A 15,746-nucleotide genomic window follows, 5' to 3' on the forward strand; every position below is an offset into this window, starting at 1 on the left:
GACGTGAACTCATCGGGTGCCGGCGAGACCGGCACGACGCCGAATTGGCAGGGCCAGACGGCCGCCCCCACCCGGATCGTGCTGCTGCGGCACGGTCAGACCGCATTGTCGGTGGAGCGCCGGTACTCGGGCCGAGGCAACCCCGAGCTGACCGAATTGGGGCAGCAGCAGGCCGCCGCCGCCGGACGGCGGATCGCGTCGGGCGCGCTCGGAACCATCGACGCGGTCGTGTCGTCGCCGCTGGCGCGCACGATGGCGACCGCGCACGCCGCCGCCGACGCGCTGGGGCTGCCGGTGCAGGAGTTCGACGGACTCATCGAGACGGACTTCGGTGACTGGGAGGGGCTGACCTTTCGGGAGGCCGCCGACCGCGATGGGGAATTGCATCGGAACTGGCTCAGCGACGTGGACATCGCACCGCCGGGCGGGGAGAGCTTCGCGCAGGTCGCCGAGCGGATCGCGGCGGCGCGCGCCGACCTCGTCGCCGACTACGCGGGCCGCACCGTGCTCGCGGTCTCGCACGTGACACCGATCAAGACGCTGCTGCGCGACGCGCTGTCGGTGGGGCCGGAACTCCTGTTCCGCCTGCATCTGGATCTGGCGTCGATCTGCGTCGTCGAATACTTCCCCGACGGCGGGTCGGTGGTGCGCCTGGCGAACGACACCGCTCATCTGCAGTAGGCATTCGGTCCGCGCGTCCGGATAGGGCTATCCTGAACGTCGCGAACGAGTCGGCCGGGCGGCCGCGGCGGAGGAACTGGCGAGGCATCGCACGGGCCCGAGTCGAGGAAAGTCCGGACTCCACAGAAGCAGGGTGGTTGCTAACGGCAACCCGGGGTGACCCGCGGGACAGTGCCACAGAGAACAGACCGCCCGGACGTGAAGACGTCCGGGTAAGGGTGAAACGGTGCGGTAAGAGCGCACCAGCGATGCGGGTGACCGCATCGGCTCGGTAAACCCCACCCGGAGCAAGGCCGAAGCGCGCACCGTCGCAAGGCGTGTGCGTGTGCGCGAGTGTTCGAGGACTGCTCGTCCGAGCTCGCGGGTCGGCCGCTTGAGGCACCCGGTGACGGTGTGTCCAGATGGATGGTCGCCCCCGGACTTCGGTCCGGGACAGGATCCGGCTTACACGCCGACTCGTTCGCCTCTCCTCCGACGCCGGGCGACGCCGTGGCGCACGACGGGCGCCGCGTCCGGACAGACGGGCCCGACAGGGCATAGGGTCGCTGGTATGCAGCCGAGAATGAGCGCGCCCGCGATCGACTTCGCGCGTCTGCGGAGCGAGATGGGGATCAAGGCGGACTTCTCGCCCGAGGCCGAACGGCAGGCCGCGTCCGTCGTCGATCGGTTCGCGACGGATCGCGTGGACCGCACCGATCTGGAACTGGTGACGATCGATCCACCCGGATCCAAGGACCTCGATCAGGCGGTGCGGGTGGTGGCCGACGACGAGGGCTTCCTGGTGCACTACGCGATCGCCGACGTCGCGGCGCTGGTGGAGCCCGGAAGCCCGATCGACGTCGAGAGCCACCAGCGCGGGCAGACCATGTACTTCCCCGACGGGAACGTGCCGCTGCACCCGCGGGCGATGTCGGAGGGGCTGGGGTCGCTGCTGCCCGACGAGGTTCGGCCGGCCGTGCTCTGGACCATGCGGGTGTCCGCCGACGGCGACTGCACGGCGGCGGAACTGCAGCGGGTGACCGTTCGATCGCGCGCACGGCTCGACTACGCGGGCGTCATGGCGGATCTGCACGCCGAACGCCTGCACCCGGCGGTCGCGGGCCTTCCCGGATTCGGCCGGACCCGGTTGTCGTGGGCGCTGCGACGCGGCGCCGTCCAACTGGATCTGCCCGACCAGGAGATCGTCCCGCACAGCCCCGGCCGCGCCTGGACCCTGCGGCTGGCTCCGCGGACCCCCGCCGATCAATGGAACGCCCAGGTGTCGTTGCTGACCGGGATGAGCGCCGGGACCATTCAGCGTGACGCGGGCGTCGGGCTGCTGCGGACGCTTCCGCCCGCGCCTGCCGAGTCCGTCGACGACCTGCATCGGGCCGCCAGGCACCTCGACGTCCCATGGCCCGACGGCGCCACGCCGGGGGAGTTCCTCGCACGGCTGGAGCCCGAGGCCCCGACAACGCTGGCGCTGATGAGCGTCGGCGCCCGGTTGATGCGCGGGGCGGGATACCTGTCGCTGGACGAGGAGTCGGCACGACTGCCGCTCGAGAAATTGGAGCACGCAGGTGTCGGCGGCCTGTACGCGCACGTCACGGCACCGTTGCGGCGACTGTCCGATCGCTATGCAACCGAGGTCGCCCTGGCAGTGACAGCGGACCGCCCGGTGCCCGACTGGGTCACCGAGGCGCTGCCGACGCTGCCGAAGATCATGCGCAGCTCGGACTCTGCCGCGTCGACGGCTGAGCGCGACAGCGTGTCGCTGACCGAAGCGGTGGTGTTGTCCGACCAGATCGGCGCGCGGTTCGACGCCGTGGTCCTGAAGGGCCCCAACGGAAAACGCGACGCCGAGGTGTTCATCGCCGAGCCGGCCATCGTCGCGCCGTGCGAAGACGCGCCCGCACCCGGGACCCGGTGCGTCGTCGAAGTGGTGACGGCCGATCCGGGTGTTCCGGAGGTCGCCTTCCGCGCGGTGTGACGCCGCCGGACACTAACTCTGGCGCGTGCGGCGGTACTTCTTCACTGCGCGACGGCCTCGCGACTCCTCGTGTGCGTCCATGCGTCCCAGCACGAAGACCGCTTCGCTGGAGAGGGACTCGTTCGCAGCGACGGCGGCCAGGTGCTCACGGTTGACGACGGTGTCGTTGAAGTCGCCGAGATGCGTCTGCACTCGCTTGGCCTCCGCGCCGGCCCGGTCGAGCGCCTTGCGGTGCAGGGGAGCCGCCGACTCCGCTGTGTAGCGGAGCGCTTTGGCGCGCTTACGGATGGTGTGCAACTGCTCAACCCAGTCCGGCGACCACGGGCTGTATCGGCGCAGCTTCTTCTCGGCCTTCGTCATCCGGTCGTAGGCGCCGCCGACCGCATCGGAGACGATGTCGCGGGCCGGTCGGTGGGCGATCGGGCCGGGAATGGGGGCGCTGATCAAGGCGTCGAGGTCGTCGAGCAGCTGGATGTAGCGTGCCGTCGAGAGCGCATAGCGCAGGGACTTCAGGGTCTGTTGGTGGGCCGCCTTCTCGTCGTCGATGAGCGCCTTGACGAGATCGTCCGGTGCGTCCTCGCGGGCGAGGAGCAATTGGTTCGACTCGAGGCGCACCTCGCGATCGCGGGCGTCGCCCAGGACCTCGCCGAGCAGGCGGAGCTCGTCGGCGACGGGGCCCGCCATCTCCGGGGCGATGACGCCGGGGTAGGAGGTCAGGATGGAGCGGATCTTGCGGGCGGCGACGCGCATCTGGTGCACGGCGTCGTACGCGTCCTCGCGGGCCAGCGGGTCCCACGCGTGCAGAGCGTCGCGGTGCGACGCGAGGTCGTACTGGACCAGCCCGAGGGCCGTGGCCTTCTTCGGGAGGGCCCGGATCAGATCGTCGTGCGGCTGGCTGCCGATGGCGCGCGCCAGTTTCGAGACGCTCGACGCATCGCGAGCACCGGCCGCGCGGAGGACGCTCTTGGCGCTCTTGAGGAGCTTGGTGTCACCGCCGGTGAGTTCGAACTCCCACTCGGCCCACCGGTTCACGCCGCCGCCGGGCAGCAGGGACTCGGCGGAAACGACGTCCTCGCAGAACTCGGCGAGCCCGACGCCGTCGGCGTCGAGAACGTTGGTGACGGTGCGATCGGTGGTGATCGTCGCGACCGGGATCAGGGCGGCCGAGCGGATGACCGTCAGAATCTGGCTGCGGAGTTCGGCGGGAACCTGCGCCGTCGTCGCCTCGGTGGATCCGGAGTCGGCGTCGTCGAACTCAACGGTCGTCTCCTTGCGGCCTCCCGGCACCGACGACGGACGCTTGAGGTGCCACCCAGCGTCGGTGCCGCCGGTGCGGCGACGCAATGTCATCCGGTTCTTGGCCAGCAGCGTGTCGGGAGTGTCGAAGTAGGTCGCCTCCAACAGGTAGGTCGCGGGTTCGCTGACGGTGGTGCCGTCGAGCAGCCCGGTCAGGTCCGGTGCGGGCAGACCGGCGTCGACGTCGAACTTCAACTCGATCTCGATGGAATGGGACGGACTCATGTTCTACGCGCTCCTCGTGGCGGCGAAGCGGTCGGTCGCTTCGACGAGATGGTGGACGATGCCGGCCTCGAACGAGGCGTGACCGGCGTCGTCGACGACGTTCAGATGCGCGGACGGCCAGGCGCGGTGGAGATCCCAGGCACTGCGCATCGGGCAGACCACATCATATCGGCCCTGCACGATCACCGCCGGAATGTGTGCGATGGTCTCGATGTTCGCCAGGAGTTGGCCGTCGTCGAGGAACCCGTGATTCACGAAGTAATGGTTCTCGATGGTCGCGAACGCGACCGCGAATCGGTCGCCATCGTCCGGCTCGTCGTGCGGCAGCAGGTAGCTGGTCTTTCGCTCCCAGGTGGTCCAGGCGACCGCGGCGCGACGGGCGAGGTCGGCGTCGTCCCCGGTCAGGATCCGGTGATAGGCGGCGACCAGGTCGCCGTCGCGCTCGGCCTCGGGAATCGGGTCGAGATAGCCCTCCCACAGATCCGGGTAGATGTTGGCGGCGCCGCCGTTGTAGTACCAGTCGACCTCGCTGCGCCGCAGCAGGAAGATTCCGCGCAGCACCAGTTCGGTGACACGGTCGGGATGGGTCTGGGCGTAGGCGAGGCCGAGCGTGGAGCCCCACGAGCCGCCGAACACCTGCCACGCGTCGATGCCGAGATGCGCGCGAAGCGATTCCATGTCGGCGATCAGGTGCGCGGTGGTGTTGACCGAGAGGTCGGCGCCGTCGGCGATATGCGGACGGGACCGGCCGCACCCGCGCTGATCGAAGAGGACGATGCGGTAGCGAGCAGGATCGAAGAACTGACGTTGTTTGGGCGCGGTGCCGCCGCCGGGCCCGCCGTGGACGAAGACGACCGGCTTGCCGTCCGGGTTGCCCGACGTCTCCCAGTAGATCTCCTGTCCGTCGCCGACGTTCAGGTGTCCGGAGTCGTGGGCCTCGATCGGCGGGTACAGGGTGCGCATACCGTCCAGCCTAGGGTGTGTCGGGCACGTCCCTTGCGTGGGATCCGGTCGGCGAGGAGCGAACAGCGGCCCGCTCGGGAGCCGAGCGGGCCGCTGATGAGAGTGGGTGGACTCTCGCGAGAGCCGTCACATCAGTAGGAGTGTTCGGGGCCGGGGAACGACGCTCGCGCGACCTCCTCGCGATAGGTGCGAGCCGCGTCGCGGAGTTCGTCGCCGACCGCGGCGTAGCGCTTGACGAACTTGGCGGTCTTGCCGTGGGTGTAGCCCGCCATGTCCTGCCAGACCAGCACCTGCGCGTCGGTCTCGTTGCCCGCACCGATGCCGACGGTGGGGATGGTGAGTTTGCGGGCGATCTGTCCGGCGATGTCGGCGGGGACCATCTCCATCACCACGGCGAAGGCGCCCGCCTCCTGAACGGCGATCGAATCGGCGACCAGCTGGTCGGCGGCGTCGCCGCGGCCCTGGACGCGGAACCCGCCGAGGCCGTTGACGCTCTGCGGGGTGAATCCGACGTGGCCCATGACCGGGATGCCCGCGGCGGTCAGCGCGGCGATCTGCGGCGCCACGCGCTCGCCGCCCTCGATCTTGACGGCGTGGGCGCCGCCCTCCTTGAAGTAGCGGACGGCGGTCTCCAAGGCCTGCTGAGGGCCGGCCTCGTAGGTGCCGAACGGCAGGTCCGCGACGACGAGCGCGTGCGGTGCGCCCCGCACCACGGCGCGGACCAGCGGGATCAACTCGTCGTTCGTGACCGGGATGGTGGTGTCGTACCCGTAGACGACGTTCGCGGCGGAGTCGCCGACGAGCAGGACGGGGATCTCCGCCTCGTCGAAGATGCGGGCGGTGGAGAAGTCGTACGCGGTGAGCATCGGCCATTTGTGGCCTTCGGACTTCCACTGCGCGAGATGGTGAACGCGAGTCACGCGGCGCGGCGCCTGCGTGCTGGTCGGCGTGGTGGAACCGTAGACGGATGCATCCGACATGTCTGCCTCATTTCTGCCTCGAGTCCCGCCTGTGCGGGTACCCGGGTTGGTGTGGACAGTGTCGATTGTTCCACCGGGCCGAGAGGGTGAGAACCCGCATGTCGGTGGGATTGCTCACAGTCCGGCCCGGTGGCCGCTGAATCAGTCGCCGATGGCGTCCTCGCCGTCGATCGGTGCGACGTGGTCGACGATCTGCCCGATCTTCGCCGTCACGTCGTACGGAGTGCCGACCCCGGCGTCGTGCAGGATGTGCACGACGGGGACCCGGCGGTCCGGGCGCCGTCCAGCAGTCGTGCCGACGAGTCGATGGCGACGACTGCAGGCGCGCGGTGTCGGGGTTAACACGCGTGTAACCGCGGCACTCTAAGGTTCGGGTATGGACCGCCAACAGGAATTCGTGCTGCGCACCCTCGAAGAGCGGGACATCCGCTTCGTCCGACTGTGGTTCACCGACATCCTCGGATATCTGAAGTCGGTGGCCATCGCTCCCGCCGAGCTCGAAGGGGCGTTCGCGGAGGGAATCGGTTTCGACGGCTCGGCGATCGAGGGCTTCTCCCGCGTCTCCGAAGCCGACATGGTCGCCAAGCCCGACCCCTCCACCTTCCAAATCCTGCCGTGGCGCGATGAGAGCGAGCTGTACTCGGCCCGCATCTTCTGCGACATCACCATGCCCGACGGGTCGCCGTCGTGGGCCGACCCGCGCAACGTCCTACGCCGCCAGCTGAACAAGGCCGCCGACCTCGGCTTCACCTGTTACGTGCATCCGGAGATCGAGTTCTTCCTGCTGGAGGATCGGCCGATCGACGGGTCGGTCCCGGTGCCGGCCGACCGCGGCGGCTACTTCGATCAGGCGTTCCATGCGCTCGCGCCGAACTTCCGCAGGCATGCGATCGACGCCCTCGAGGCGATGGGCATCTCTGTCGAGTTCTCCCACCACGAGGGCGCTCCGGGACAGCAGGAGATCGACCTGCGCTACGCGGATGCGCTGTCGATGGCCGACAACGTGATGACCTTCCGCTACCTGGTGAAGCAGGTCGCGTTCAGCGACGGGGTGCGTGCGACATTCATGCCGAAGCCCTTCAGTGAGTACCCCGGTTCGGCGATGCACACGCACATGAGCCTGTTCGAAGGCGATACCAACGCCTTCCACAACCCCGACGATCCGATGCAGCTGTCGATGACCGGTAAGCGCTTCATCGCCGGAATCTTGCGGCACGCCAACGAGATCAGCGCGGTCACCAACCAGTGGGTGAACAGTTACAAGCGGCTGATCTACGGCGACGAGGCGCCGACCGCGGCGACGTGGGGCGGCGCCAACCGTTCGGCGATGATCCGGCTGCCGCTGTACACGCCGAACAAGGCGTCGTCGCGACGCGTGGAGATCCGTACTCCGGACTCTGCTTGCAATCCGTACCTGACGTTCGCGGTGCTGCTGGCGGCGGGCCTCAAGGGGATCGAGAACGAGTACGAGCTCCCGGACGAGGCCGAGGACAACGTCTGGGCGCTGACCGAGGCGGAGCGGCGTGCGATGGGGTACCTCGAGTTGCCCGGTTCGCTGTCGGAGGCGCTGGTCGAGATGGAGAAGTCCGAGCTCGTCGCCGAGACGCTGGGCGAGCACGTCTTCGACTACTTCCTGCGGAACAAGCGGGCGGAGTGGGCTGCGTATCGAGGTCGCGTGACACCGTACGAGCTCGAGAACTACCTCCCGCTGTAGGCGGCTGCCGTGACGGTTTCACGCGGTCGTTCCGCGGTACCCAGCCCCGGCAGGCTCGGCCTCCTGCAGCCGGAGGCGCGTGAGCGACTCATGTCACTCGCCTGGACGGGCACCGACAGCATCGACGTGCTGTGGGCGCTCTCGCGGGCTCCGGACGCCGATCTGGCGCTCGGCGCATTGATCCGCCTGCACGATGCCGACCCGGACGGGTGGGCCGAACTCGACCGGCTGTTGCGTTCCGACAAGCCGTTTCGCGGACGACTGCTGTCGGTACTCGGCGGCTCAGACGCGCTCGGCGACCATCTGATCGCGCAGCCCGACCGATGGCGGCTGCTGCTTCCCGACGAGATCCCCGATGCGGTCGCGGTGCGTGATGCCCTCCTCGCCGCCGTCGAAGCGACGCCCGAGCCGGGAAGCTCCGAACGCGGCGACCTGCTGTATCGATCGAAGCTCGTCGGCCCGGATGCGGTGGTGGCCCTGCAGCGCGCCTACCGCGATCAAGTCCTGATCCTCGCGGCGCACGACCTCGCCTCGACCGTCGAAGACGAACGCGTCCTGTACCTGCCGGAGGTCGGCGGCAGGCTGTCGGACCTGGCCGACGCCGCACTCACCGCTGCGCTCGCGGTCGGCATCGCCACCGTCCTCGGTCCGGTGGGCGACGACGCGGCGACACCGTTGGAGCTCGATCTCGCGGTCATCGCGATGGGCAAATGCGGTGCCCGCGAACTGAATTACGTCAGCGATGTGGACGTGGTATTCGTCGCCGAACCCGCAGATTCGGCGTCGGCGCGAATCGCGGGAGAGATGATGCGTGTCGGCTCGATCGCCTTCTTCGACGTCGACGCCGCCCTGCGTCCGGAAGGAAAGCGGGGCGCGCTGACGCGGACGTTGGAGTCGCATGTCGCGTACTACCGCCGCTGGGCCAAGACCTGGGAGTTCCAGGCGCTGCTGAAGGCCCGCGCCATGACCGGCTCGATGAAACTCGGCGCCGCCTACATCGAGGCGACGTCGTCGATGGTGTGGGACGCCTCCGAGCGTGACGACTTCGTGGTCGAGGTGCAGGCGATGCGTCGCCGGGTGGAAGAGCTGGTGCCGCAGGAGGAGAAGGCCCGCAACATCAAACTCGGGCGAGGCGGACTGCGCGACGTCGAATTCGCCGTCCAACTGCTGCAGATGGTGCACGGTCGGGTGGATGCCGCGCTGCACGTTCAGTCGACGGTCGACGCACTCGCCGCCCTGACCGACGGCGGCTACATCGGTCGCGACGACGGCGCCAACCTGTCGGCGTCGTACCAGTTCCTGCGCCTGCTGGAGCACCGACTCCAGTTGCAGCGACTGCAGCGCACTCACCTGCTGCCGGACATGGCGAATCTGCCTGCCGTGCGATGGTTGGCGCGCGCCGCGCATGTGCGTCCCGAACGGGACCGGGACGCCGCCGGTGTGCTGATCTGGGAGCTCCGCAAACAACGGACCCGAGTTCGGCAACTGCACGAGAAGCTGTTCTACCGGCCGCTGCTGGAGTCGGCGGCGCGCCTGGACAAGGGTGCGCTGCGGTTGTCGGACGAATCGGCCAAAAAGCAGCTCGGCGTCCTCGGCTGGGCGTTCCCGGATCGAGCCCTGGCGCACATTCGCGTCCTCGGCTCCGAGCCGGGCCGCAGCGGCCAGATTCAGATGCTGATCCTGCCGAGTCTGTTGGAGCACATCAGCGACACACCCGACCCGGACGCCGGTCTGCTGAACTACCGCCGCCTGTGCGACGAGGTGGTCGGCGTGCCGTGGTTCCTACGCCTGCTGCGCGACGACGCGGTCGTCGCCGAACGGCTGATGCATGTGCTGGGTACGAGCGAGTACATCGCCGACCTGCTGATGCGGTCGCCGGATGTGATCCAGCTGTACTCGTCGGGCGCCACCGGTCCCAAACTGATCGAAGTCGACTCCGTCGACGTGGTGAAGGGTCTCGTCGCATCGACGATGCGGGCCGCTGATCTGGACCGGGCGATCGCCGTCGCCCGCTCGCATCGACGCGCCGAACTGGCACGGATCGCCTCGGCCGACCTCCTGGGCCTGATGACGGTGCAGGAGGTGTGTCGTGCGCTGTCGACGGTGTGGGCCGCGGTGCTCGGAGCCGCGCTCGACAAGGTGATCGAGTGGAGCCTGCCCGACGGTCGCGACGCTCCGGCGCGGATGGCCGTGATCGGCATGGGGCGGCTCGGCGGCAGCGAACTCGGTTACGGATCCGACGCCGACGTCTTGTTCGTCTGCGATCCGCGGCCGGGCGTCGACGAGTCCGAAGCGCTGAAATGGGCGCAGACGGTGGCCGACCAGGTGCGGCGACTGCTCGGCACGCCGAGTGCCGACCCGCCGCTCGAAGTGGACGTCGGCCTGCGGCCGGAAGGGAAGAACGGTCCCATCGTCCGGACGCTCGCCTCGTACGAGGCGTACTACCGGCAGTGGGCGCAGGCGTGGGAGGTGCAGGCGCTGCTGCGGGCCAACACCGTCGCGGGCGACCCGGACCTCGGGCTGGAGTTCCTCCACATGATCGATGTGACGCGGTATCCGGAGGGCGGTGTCTCGCCCGAGGCGGTGCGCGAGATCCGCCGGATCAAGGCGCGGATCGACTCCGAACGACTGCCGCGCGGCGCCGACCCGGCCACCCACACCAAGCTCGGTCGCGGTGGTCTCGCGGACGTCGAGTGGACGGTGCAGTTGACGCAGTTGCGTTATGCGCACGAGCACCAGGAGCTGCACAACACGTCGACGCTGGAGACACTCGACGCGATTCGCGAGTTGGAACTGTTGACCGAGGACCAGGTGGAGAAGCTCAGCGACGCGTGGCTGACGGCCACCAAGGCGCGCAACGCGCTGGTCCTGGTGCGGGGCAAGCCGGTCGACCAACTGCCCGGTCCCGGACGCGCGCTCCGTTCGGTGGCGTACGCGGCGGGCTGGCCGCAGGCGGAGGCGCAGGAGTTCCTGGAGCACTACATGCGGGTGACGCGTCGCGCGAAAGCGGTCGTCAGTGAGGTGTTCGACGGCTGAGAGCCCCTGCGGGGAGCGCCGTGTCGGTTCACGTACGCTGCACGGCATGAACATCCTTCACCGGCGGTGGGGCCGTCCGGTCTCGGATGCGATCACCGCGGCCATCCGGGCAGGCCAGAGCATCACGGCGCCTGCACTCAAGGCTGGACGGACGCTCGCGAGGCTGTTGCCCGTGGAGCGCCTGGTCGAGATCGGCGGCGAGGATCAGCAGGCGTCCAATCGCGTCGTGTACGACTTCTTCTCGGGAATCGGGCCGGAACTGGCCGATCCGGGCGGCTCGCTGCCGGGGGCCAATCGCTGGGACGAACCGTGCGACCCCGACCATCCGGTGCCGGTGATCCTGATGCACGGCACCGCGGGCGGCGCACAGACCAACTGGGGCACATACGTGCCGCTGCTGGTGGGTGCGGGATTCTCGGTCTTCACGATGACCTACGGCGCCCTGCCCGATGCCAAATGGCCGATCTCCGCGCTCGGCGGCATGGCGCGGATCGAGGACAGTGCCGCCGAGTTCGGTGAGTTCGCGCACCGGGTGATGGCGTCGACCGGCGCCGACCAGGTCGACGTGGTCGGTCACTCGCAAGGCACCATCGTGCCGAACTACTGGGCGAAGTTCCTCGGGGGAGAGGGCATGATCCGCCGGTACGTGTCGCTCGCGCCGCTGTGGGAGGGGACCGCGGCCCTGCGCAGCGCCCAACCGGTGGCCGCGGAGTTGCAAGAGCGATTCGGGATCGACGTCGGTGCCGTCATCCCGTGCCAGGCGCTGCCGCAGATGATGGCGGGATCGCATTTCATCGAGGAGTTGAACTCCGGTGGCAGCCCGTACGTGCCGGGCATCGCCTACACCAACATCTCGACGGTGCACGACGAGCTGGTGCGGCCGTACACGTCGGGCCAGGTGCCGGGCCGAGAAGGGGACGACGTCACCAACATCGTGCTGCAGGACGGCTGCCCGCGGGACTTCTCCGATCACCTCGGAATCTGCGGATCGCCCCGCGCCGCCGCGATGGTGCTCAACGCCCTGGAGGGTGAGGACGTCCGGGTGGTGCCGTGCCAGGTGGTCGCGCCGTTCTTCGGCTCGCCGATACTCCGACGCACCGGTGGTGCGCCGGAGTTCATCAAGTCGTTGACCCCGTCGCGGCTGTAGGGTGCGTCCGGTCAGATCGCCAGGATCTTCAAGCCGAAGACGATCGTGTCGCCGGCCTTGATGCCGCCGTCGGGCGTGCCGGTCGGGTAGCCGTCTGCAGACGGGATCACGACGGCGACGGTGGAGCCCACCTGCTGGCCGACGAGCGCCTGCTTGAAGCCTGCAACCACGCCGTTGGCCGGGAACTGGGCGGCCTCGCCGCGCTGGTAGGCGCTGTCGAAGACATTGCCGGTGGTGCCGTTGACGCCCTCGTAGCACACGGTCACGGTGGACTTGTCGGTCACGCGCTCGCCGTCGCCCTGGATCAGGGTCTTGACCTCGGTCTTATCGACTTTGAACGGGGTGGTCAGTGTGATGCGCGGTGCGGCGTTGCCCGCGTCGTCGGTGACGGTGAAGGAGGCCTCGCCCTCCACGCCCTTGACGGTCCATGCGGGCTTCTCGTCTCCGGCGACCTTGGGGCTGGCCGCGCACGACTTGGTGTCGAGCGTCGGGGCGTCGTCGTTCGACGAGCACCCGGTCAACACGAGTGCACCTGCGGCGAGCGGAACGAGGGCGAATGCCTTGAGCTTCATGGTGGGTCAGCCTAGCTGGCGTCGCTGGCGTCGCGTTCCGCGGCCATGATCTTCAAGACGAAGACGATCGAGTCGCCGGATTTGATGGAACCGTCCGGCGTGCCCTGCGGATAGCCGTCGGCCGGGGTCATGACGACGGCGACGCTCGCGCCGACGCGTTGCCCCAGGAGCGCCTTGCGGAAGCCGGGCACCACCGAGTCGGGACGGAGTCGGACCGGCTTGCCCCGCTGATACGAGCTGTCGAACGCCTGTCCGTCGCGACCGTTGACGCCTTCGTAGCAGACGTTGACCGCCGAATCGTCGGTGATCTCCTGACCGGTGCCCGGGGCGAGCGTCTTCACGGTGGTCTCGTCGACCGTCAACGGCGCCGTGACCTTGATCATCGGGCCGGCGGTGGCGGTGGAGCCTGCGACGGCGAGACTGCCGGTGGCGCCGTCGATCTGCCATTGCGGCTGCGTGCCCGCGGGCGGATCGTTGTCGGGACACACGCCGCCGTCCATCGTCGGCGACGGGCGCGTGATCTCGAGACTGCTCGGCGTCGCGTCGTCCGTGCCTGTGTCTGACGAACATCCGGTCACCAGGAGCACCGATGCGGCGGCGACGGACAACAGTATCGAGGACTTGCGAAGCATGGCGCGAGGTTAGCAGCCCAGGCTGAGCGGCTCCTCAGGCGTGCTGACGGTGTGCACCCGAGTGCCTTGGACAGTCGTACGGGCCGCGGTGGGGCGAAGAACAACCAAAAACGGCCCCCGACGCTGACCGACGATGAAAGTCGTCTGTGCAGGTCGGAGGCCATTTTTGGCGACAACTGTCCGTGGGTGAAATCCCTCAGATCAGCAGTCGTAGTAGAGGTCGAACTCGTACGGGTGCGGACGGATCTGGATCGGCTCGATCTCGTTCTCCCGCTTGAGCGCGATCCAGGTCGCGATGAGATCCTCGGTGAACACGCCGCCCTGCGTCAGGTAGTCGTGGTCGCGCTCGAGGTTGTCGATGACCTCGGCCAGCTGCGTCGGGGCCTGGGGGATGCTCTTGGCTTCCTCCGGCGGGAGCTCGTAGAGGTCCTTGTCGACGGGCTCGTGCGGCTCGATCCGGTTCTTGATGCCGTCCAGACCGGCCATCATCATCGCCGCGAACGCCAGGTACGGGTTGCCCGAGCTGTCGGGGCAGCGGAACTCGATGCGCTTGGCCTTCGGGTTGTTGCCCGTGATCGGGATACGCACACAGGCGCTGCGGTTGCGCTGGCTGTAGACCAGGTTGATCGGCGCCTCGTAGCCCGGAACCAGCCGCTTGTACGAGTTGATGGTCGGGTTGGTGAACGCCAACAGCGACGGCGCGTGGTGCAGGATGCCGCCGATGTAGTAGCGGGCAACGTCAGAGAGACCCGCGTAACCGGACTCGTCGTGGAACAGCGGCTTGCCGTCCTTCCACAGCGACTGGTGGGCATGCATGCCCGACCCGTTGTCACCGAAGAGCGGCTTCGGCATGAAGGTGACGCTCTTGTCGTTCTGCCACGCTGTGTTCTTGATGATGTACTTGAACAGCTGGACGTCGTCGGCGGCGTGCAGCAGCGTGTTGAACTTGTAGTTGATCTCGGTCTGACCGCCGGTGCCGACCTCGTGGTGACCGCGCTCCAGGGTGAATCCGGAATCGGTGAGGTTGTTCGACATCTCGTCGCGCAGGTCGACGTAGTGGTCGTACGGGGCGACCGGGAAGTAGCCGCCCTTCTTGCGGACCTTGTAGCCCTTGTTGGGGCTGCCGTCGGGGTTGGTCGGCGAACCGGCGTTCCACCAGCCGGACTCAGACTCGACCTCGTAGTGCGTGCCGTTGATGTCCGAGCTGAAGGAGACGGAGTCGAAGATGTAGAACTCGGCCTCGGCGCCGAAGAAGCAGGTGTCGGCGATACCGGTCGACGCCAGGTAATCCTGAGCCTTGCGGGCGACGTTGCGCGGGTCGCGGCTGTACGCCTCGCGGGTGAACGGGTCGTGGACGAAGAAGCTGACGTTCATCGTCTTGGCCTTGCGGAACGGGTCGATGCGCGCGGTGGCCGGGTCGGGCAGGAGCATCATGTCCGACTCGTCGATCGACTGGAAGCCACGAACCGACGAACCGTCGAATGCCAGGCCGTCTTCGAAGACGTCTTCGGTGAATGCTTCTGCGGGAATGGAGAAGTGCTGCATCGTTCCCGGCAGGTCACAGAAGCGGATGTCTACGTACTTGACGCCCTCGGCCTTGATTCCCTCGAGCAGTTCCTCGTTCGTGTTGTACACGGTTCGCCTGACTCCTTCTTGCTGAAGATAGGGCCAGAAGTGTGTCTGGCCCTACGCCGCGACGACTCGGCTGGTCGTGCGGAGTTCGTTGAATAGATTACGGAGATGACGTTGCTCATGCGTTGATCCGATGTTTCTCCTTTGTTACAGAGAACCCTGCCAGGTAACGAAAGACGACGTCCGCCCACCTGGCATGTGGTGCCAGTCACCAATTGGGGTCCGCGTCGAGGCTCGTTAGGATTGGCTGCATGACTGTTCCCCGAGGAGGCAGATAGTGGCGCGCGCGACGGGTACATGGCTGTCGGGTCCCCAGTTCCCGGGGGCTGCGAACAACGAGTACCGCGGACAGGATCTGGGCTTGCCGGAGTCGGGTCCGGGCGCCCTCGCCGGTGGCTGGCACCGAGTATTAGGACTGCTGCTGGACTGGCTCATCGCCGGTGGTGTCGCGATCGCCATCGTCGGCGTGCAGCCCGCCCATGAGATGGCGTCGAGCCTGGAGATGACGGTGCGCGCGGCGGGAACGCCGCAACTGATCGTGTGGTGGGCGATCGGGGTCGTCGCCGTCGCCCTGTTCGGGTTCACGCCGGGTCAGTTCATCGCAGGCACGCGGGTCGCCCGCGTGGATCTGGGCGCCGAACGCGTCACCGCAGAAGCGCAGGGCCGCGAACAGGCCGCCGCGGTGGGCCCGGTGCGGGCGCTCGGGCGGCAGGTGATCCTGCTGTTCGTGGTCCCTGCGCTGATCAACGACTACAACGGTCGTGCCATGCACGACCGCGCCACCGGAACCGCGATCGTTCGAACTCGCTGAACACGTCGAACGCACTGGGCACGGTGCGCAGGCGGCGCTGATCGCGTGTCACCCGGGCGCACCGTGCCCCGCTGTCGGGAGTAGACGG

At 68.1% G+C, this 15,746-nt stretch carries 13 protein-coding genes and 1 other RNA gene; 7 read left to right on the forward strand and 7 right to left on the reverse strand.

Annotated features, from left to right (window positions below; genetic code table 11):
• Positions 1-3 precede the first annotated feature (3 nt).
• The 3 genes from GH2_RS02515 (at position 4) to GH2_RS02525 (ending at position 2,650) form a co-directional block, all read left to right on the forward strand.
• Positions 4-681, forward strand: a complete 678-nt coding sequence (locus GH2_RS02515) for a histidine phosphatase family protein (RefSeq protein WP_244885293.1) — start codon at positions 4-6, stop codon at positions 679-681.
• 46 nt (positions 682-727) lie between these two features.
• Positions 728-1,144: RNase P RNA component class A (gene rnpB / locus GH2_RS02520), an RNA gene on the forward strand.
• A gap of 87 nt (positions 1,145-1,231) precedes the next feature.
• A complete protein-coding gene (locus GH2_RS02525) occupies positions 1,232-2,650 on the forward strand; it encodes an RNB domain-containing ribonuclease (RefSeq protein ID WP_066162645.1) in 1,419 nt (472 codons plus the stop codon).
• Positions 2,651-2,662: 12 nt separating this feature from the next.
• Here GH2_RS02525 and GH2_RS02530 read toward each other — a convergent pair whose 3' ends face one another.
• The 4 genes from GH2_RS02530 to GH2_RS21875 form a co-directional block, all read right to left on the reverse strand.
• Positions 2,663-4,171 (reverse strand): CYTH and CHAD domain-containing protein, encoded by a 1,509-nt coding sequence (locus GH2_RS02530; RefSeq protein ID WP_066162648.1) that lies wholly within the window; start codon positions 4,169-4,171, stop codon positions 2,663-2,665.
• 3 nt (positions 4,172-4,174) lie between these two features.
• Positions 4,175-5,134 (reverse strand): prolyl aminopeptidase, encoded by a 960-nt coding sequence (gene pip / locus GH2_RS02535; protein ID WP_066162651.1) that lies wholly within the window; start codon positions 5,132-5,134, stop codon positions 4,175-4,177.
• 131 nt (positions 5,135-5,265) lie between these two features.
• Complete coding sequence (gene panB, locus GH2_RS02540; RefSeq protein WP_066162654.1) at positions 5,266-6,114, reverse strand: 3-methyl-2-oxobutanoate hydroxymethyltransferase; 849 nt, start codon at positions 6,112-6,114, stop codon at positions 5,266-5,268.
• 141 nt (positions 6,115-6,255) lie between these two features.
• Positions 6,256-6,459, reverse strand: a complete 204-nt coding sequence (locus tag GH2_RS21875) for a hypothetical protein (protein WP_084247251.1) — start codon at positions 6,457-6,459, stop codon at positions 6,256-6,258.
• 31 nt (positions 6,460-6,490) lie between these two features.
• Here GH2_RS21875 and glnA (GH2_RS02545) point away from each other — a divergent pair, with 31 nt between their 5' ends.
• The 3 genes from glnA (GH2_RS02545) to GH2_RS02555 are packed head-to-tail and all read left to right on the forward strand — an operon-like array spanning position 6,491 to position 12,011.
• A complete protein-coding gene (gene glnA, locus GH2_RS02545; protein ID WP_066162659.1) occupies positions 6,491-7,828 on the forward strand; it encodes a type I glutamate--ammonia ligase in 1,338 nt (445 codons plus the stop codon).
• A gap of 9 nt (positions 7,829-7,837) precedes the next feature.
• A complete protein-coding gene (locus GH2_RS02550; RefSeq protein ID WP_084247252.1) occupies positions 7,838-10,864 on the forward strand; it encodes a bifunctional [glutamine synthetase] adenylyltransferase/[glutamine synthetase]-adenylyl-L-tyrosine phosphorylase in 3,027 nt (1,008 codons plus the stop codon).
• Positions 10,865-10,910: 46 nt separating this feature from the next.
• On the forward strand, positions 10,911-12,011 hold the full coding sequence (locus tag GH2_RS02555; RefSeq protein ID WP_066162664.1) for an esterase/lipase family protein: 1,101 nt from the start codon (positions 10,911-10,913) through the stop codon (positions 12,009-12,011).
• A gap of 11 nt (positions 12,012-12,022) precedes the next feature.
• Here GH2_RS02555 and GH2_RS02560 read toward each other — a convergent pair whose 3' ends face one another.
• The 3 genes from GH2_RS02560 to glnA (GH2_RS02570) form a co-directional block, all read right to left on the reverse strand.
• Positions 12,023-12,583, reverse strand: a complete 561-nt coding sequence (locus GH2_RS02560) for an FKBP-type peptidyl-prolyl cis-trans isomerase (RefSeq protein WP_066162667.1) — start codon at positions 12,581-12,583, stop codon at positions 12,023-12,025.
• An 11-nt stretch (positions 12,584-12,594) separates the two neighbouring features.
• Complete coding sequence (locus GH2_RS02565) at positions 12,595-13,215, reverse strand: FKBP-type peptidyl-prolyl cis-trans isomerase (protein WP_169802411.1); 621 nt, start codon at positions 13,213-13,215, stop codon at positions 12,595-12,597.
• Positions 13,216-13,416: 201 nt separating this feature from the next.
• Positions 13,417-14,850: a type I glutamate--ammonia ligase gene (glnA, locus tag GH2_RS02570; protein WP_066162670.1), complete on the reverse strand. Its 1,434-nt coding sequence runs from the start codon at positions 14,848-14,850 to the stop codon at positions 13,417-13,419.
• Between the two features lie 274 nt (positions 14,851-15,124).
• Between glnA (GH2_RS02570) and GH2_RS02575 the strand changes: the two genes are divergently transcribed.
• The gene (locus GH2_RS02575; protein WP_066162675.1) at positions 15,125-15,658 is read left to right on the forward strand and encodes an RDD family protein; all 534 of its coding nucleotides are present in this window, start codon (positions 15,125-15,127) and stop codon (positions 15,656-15,658) included.
• Positions 15,659-15,746: the final 88 nt, after the last annotated feature.

It is taken from the genome of Gordonia hydrophobica NBRC 16057 (assembly GCF_001592365.1).
Taxonomy (GTDB): Bacteria; Actinomycetota; Actinomycetes; order Mycobacteriales; family Mycobacteriaceae; genus Gordonia; species Gordonia hydrophobica.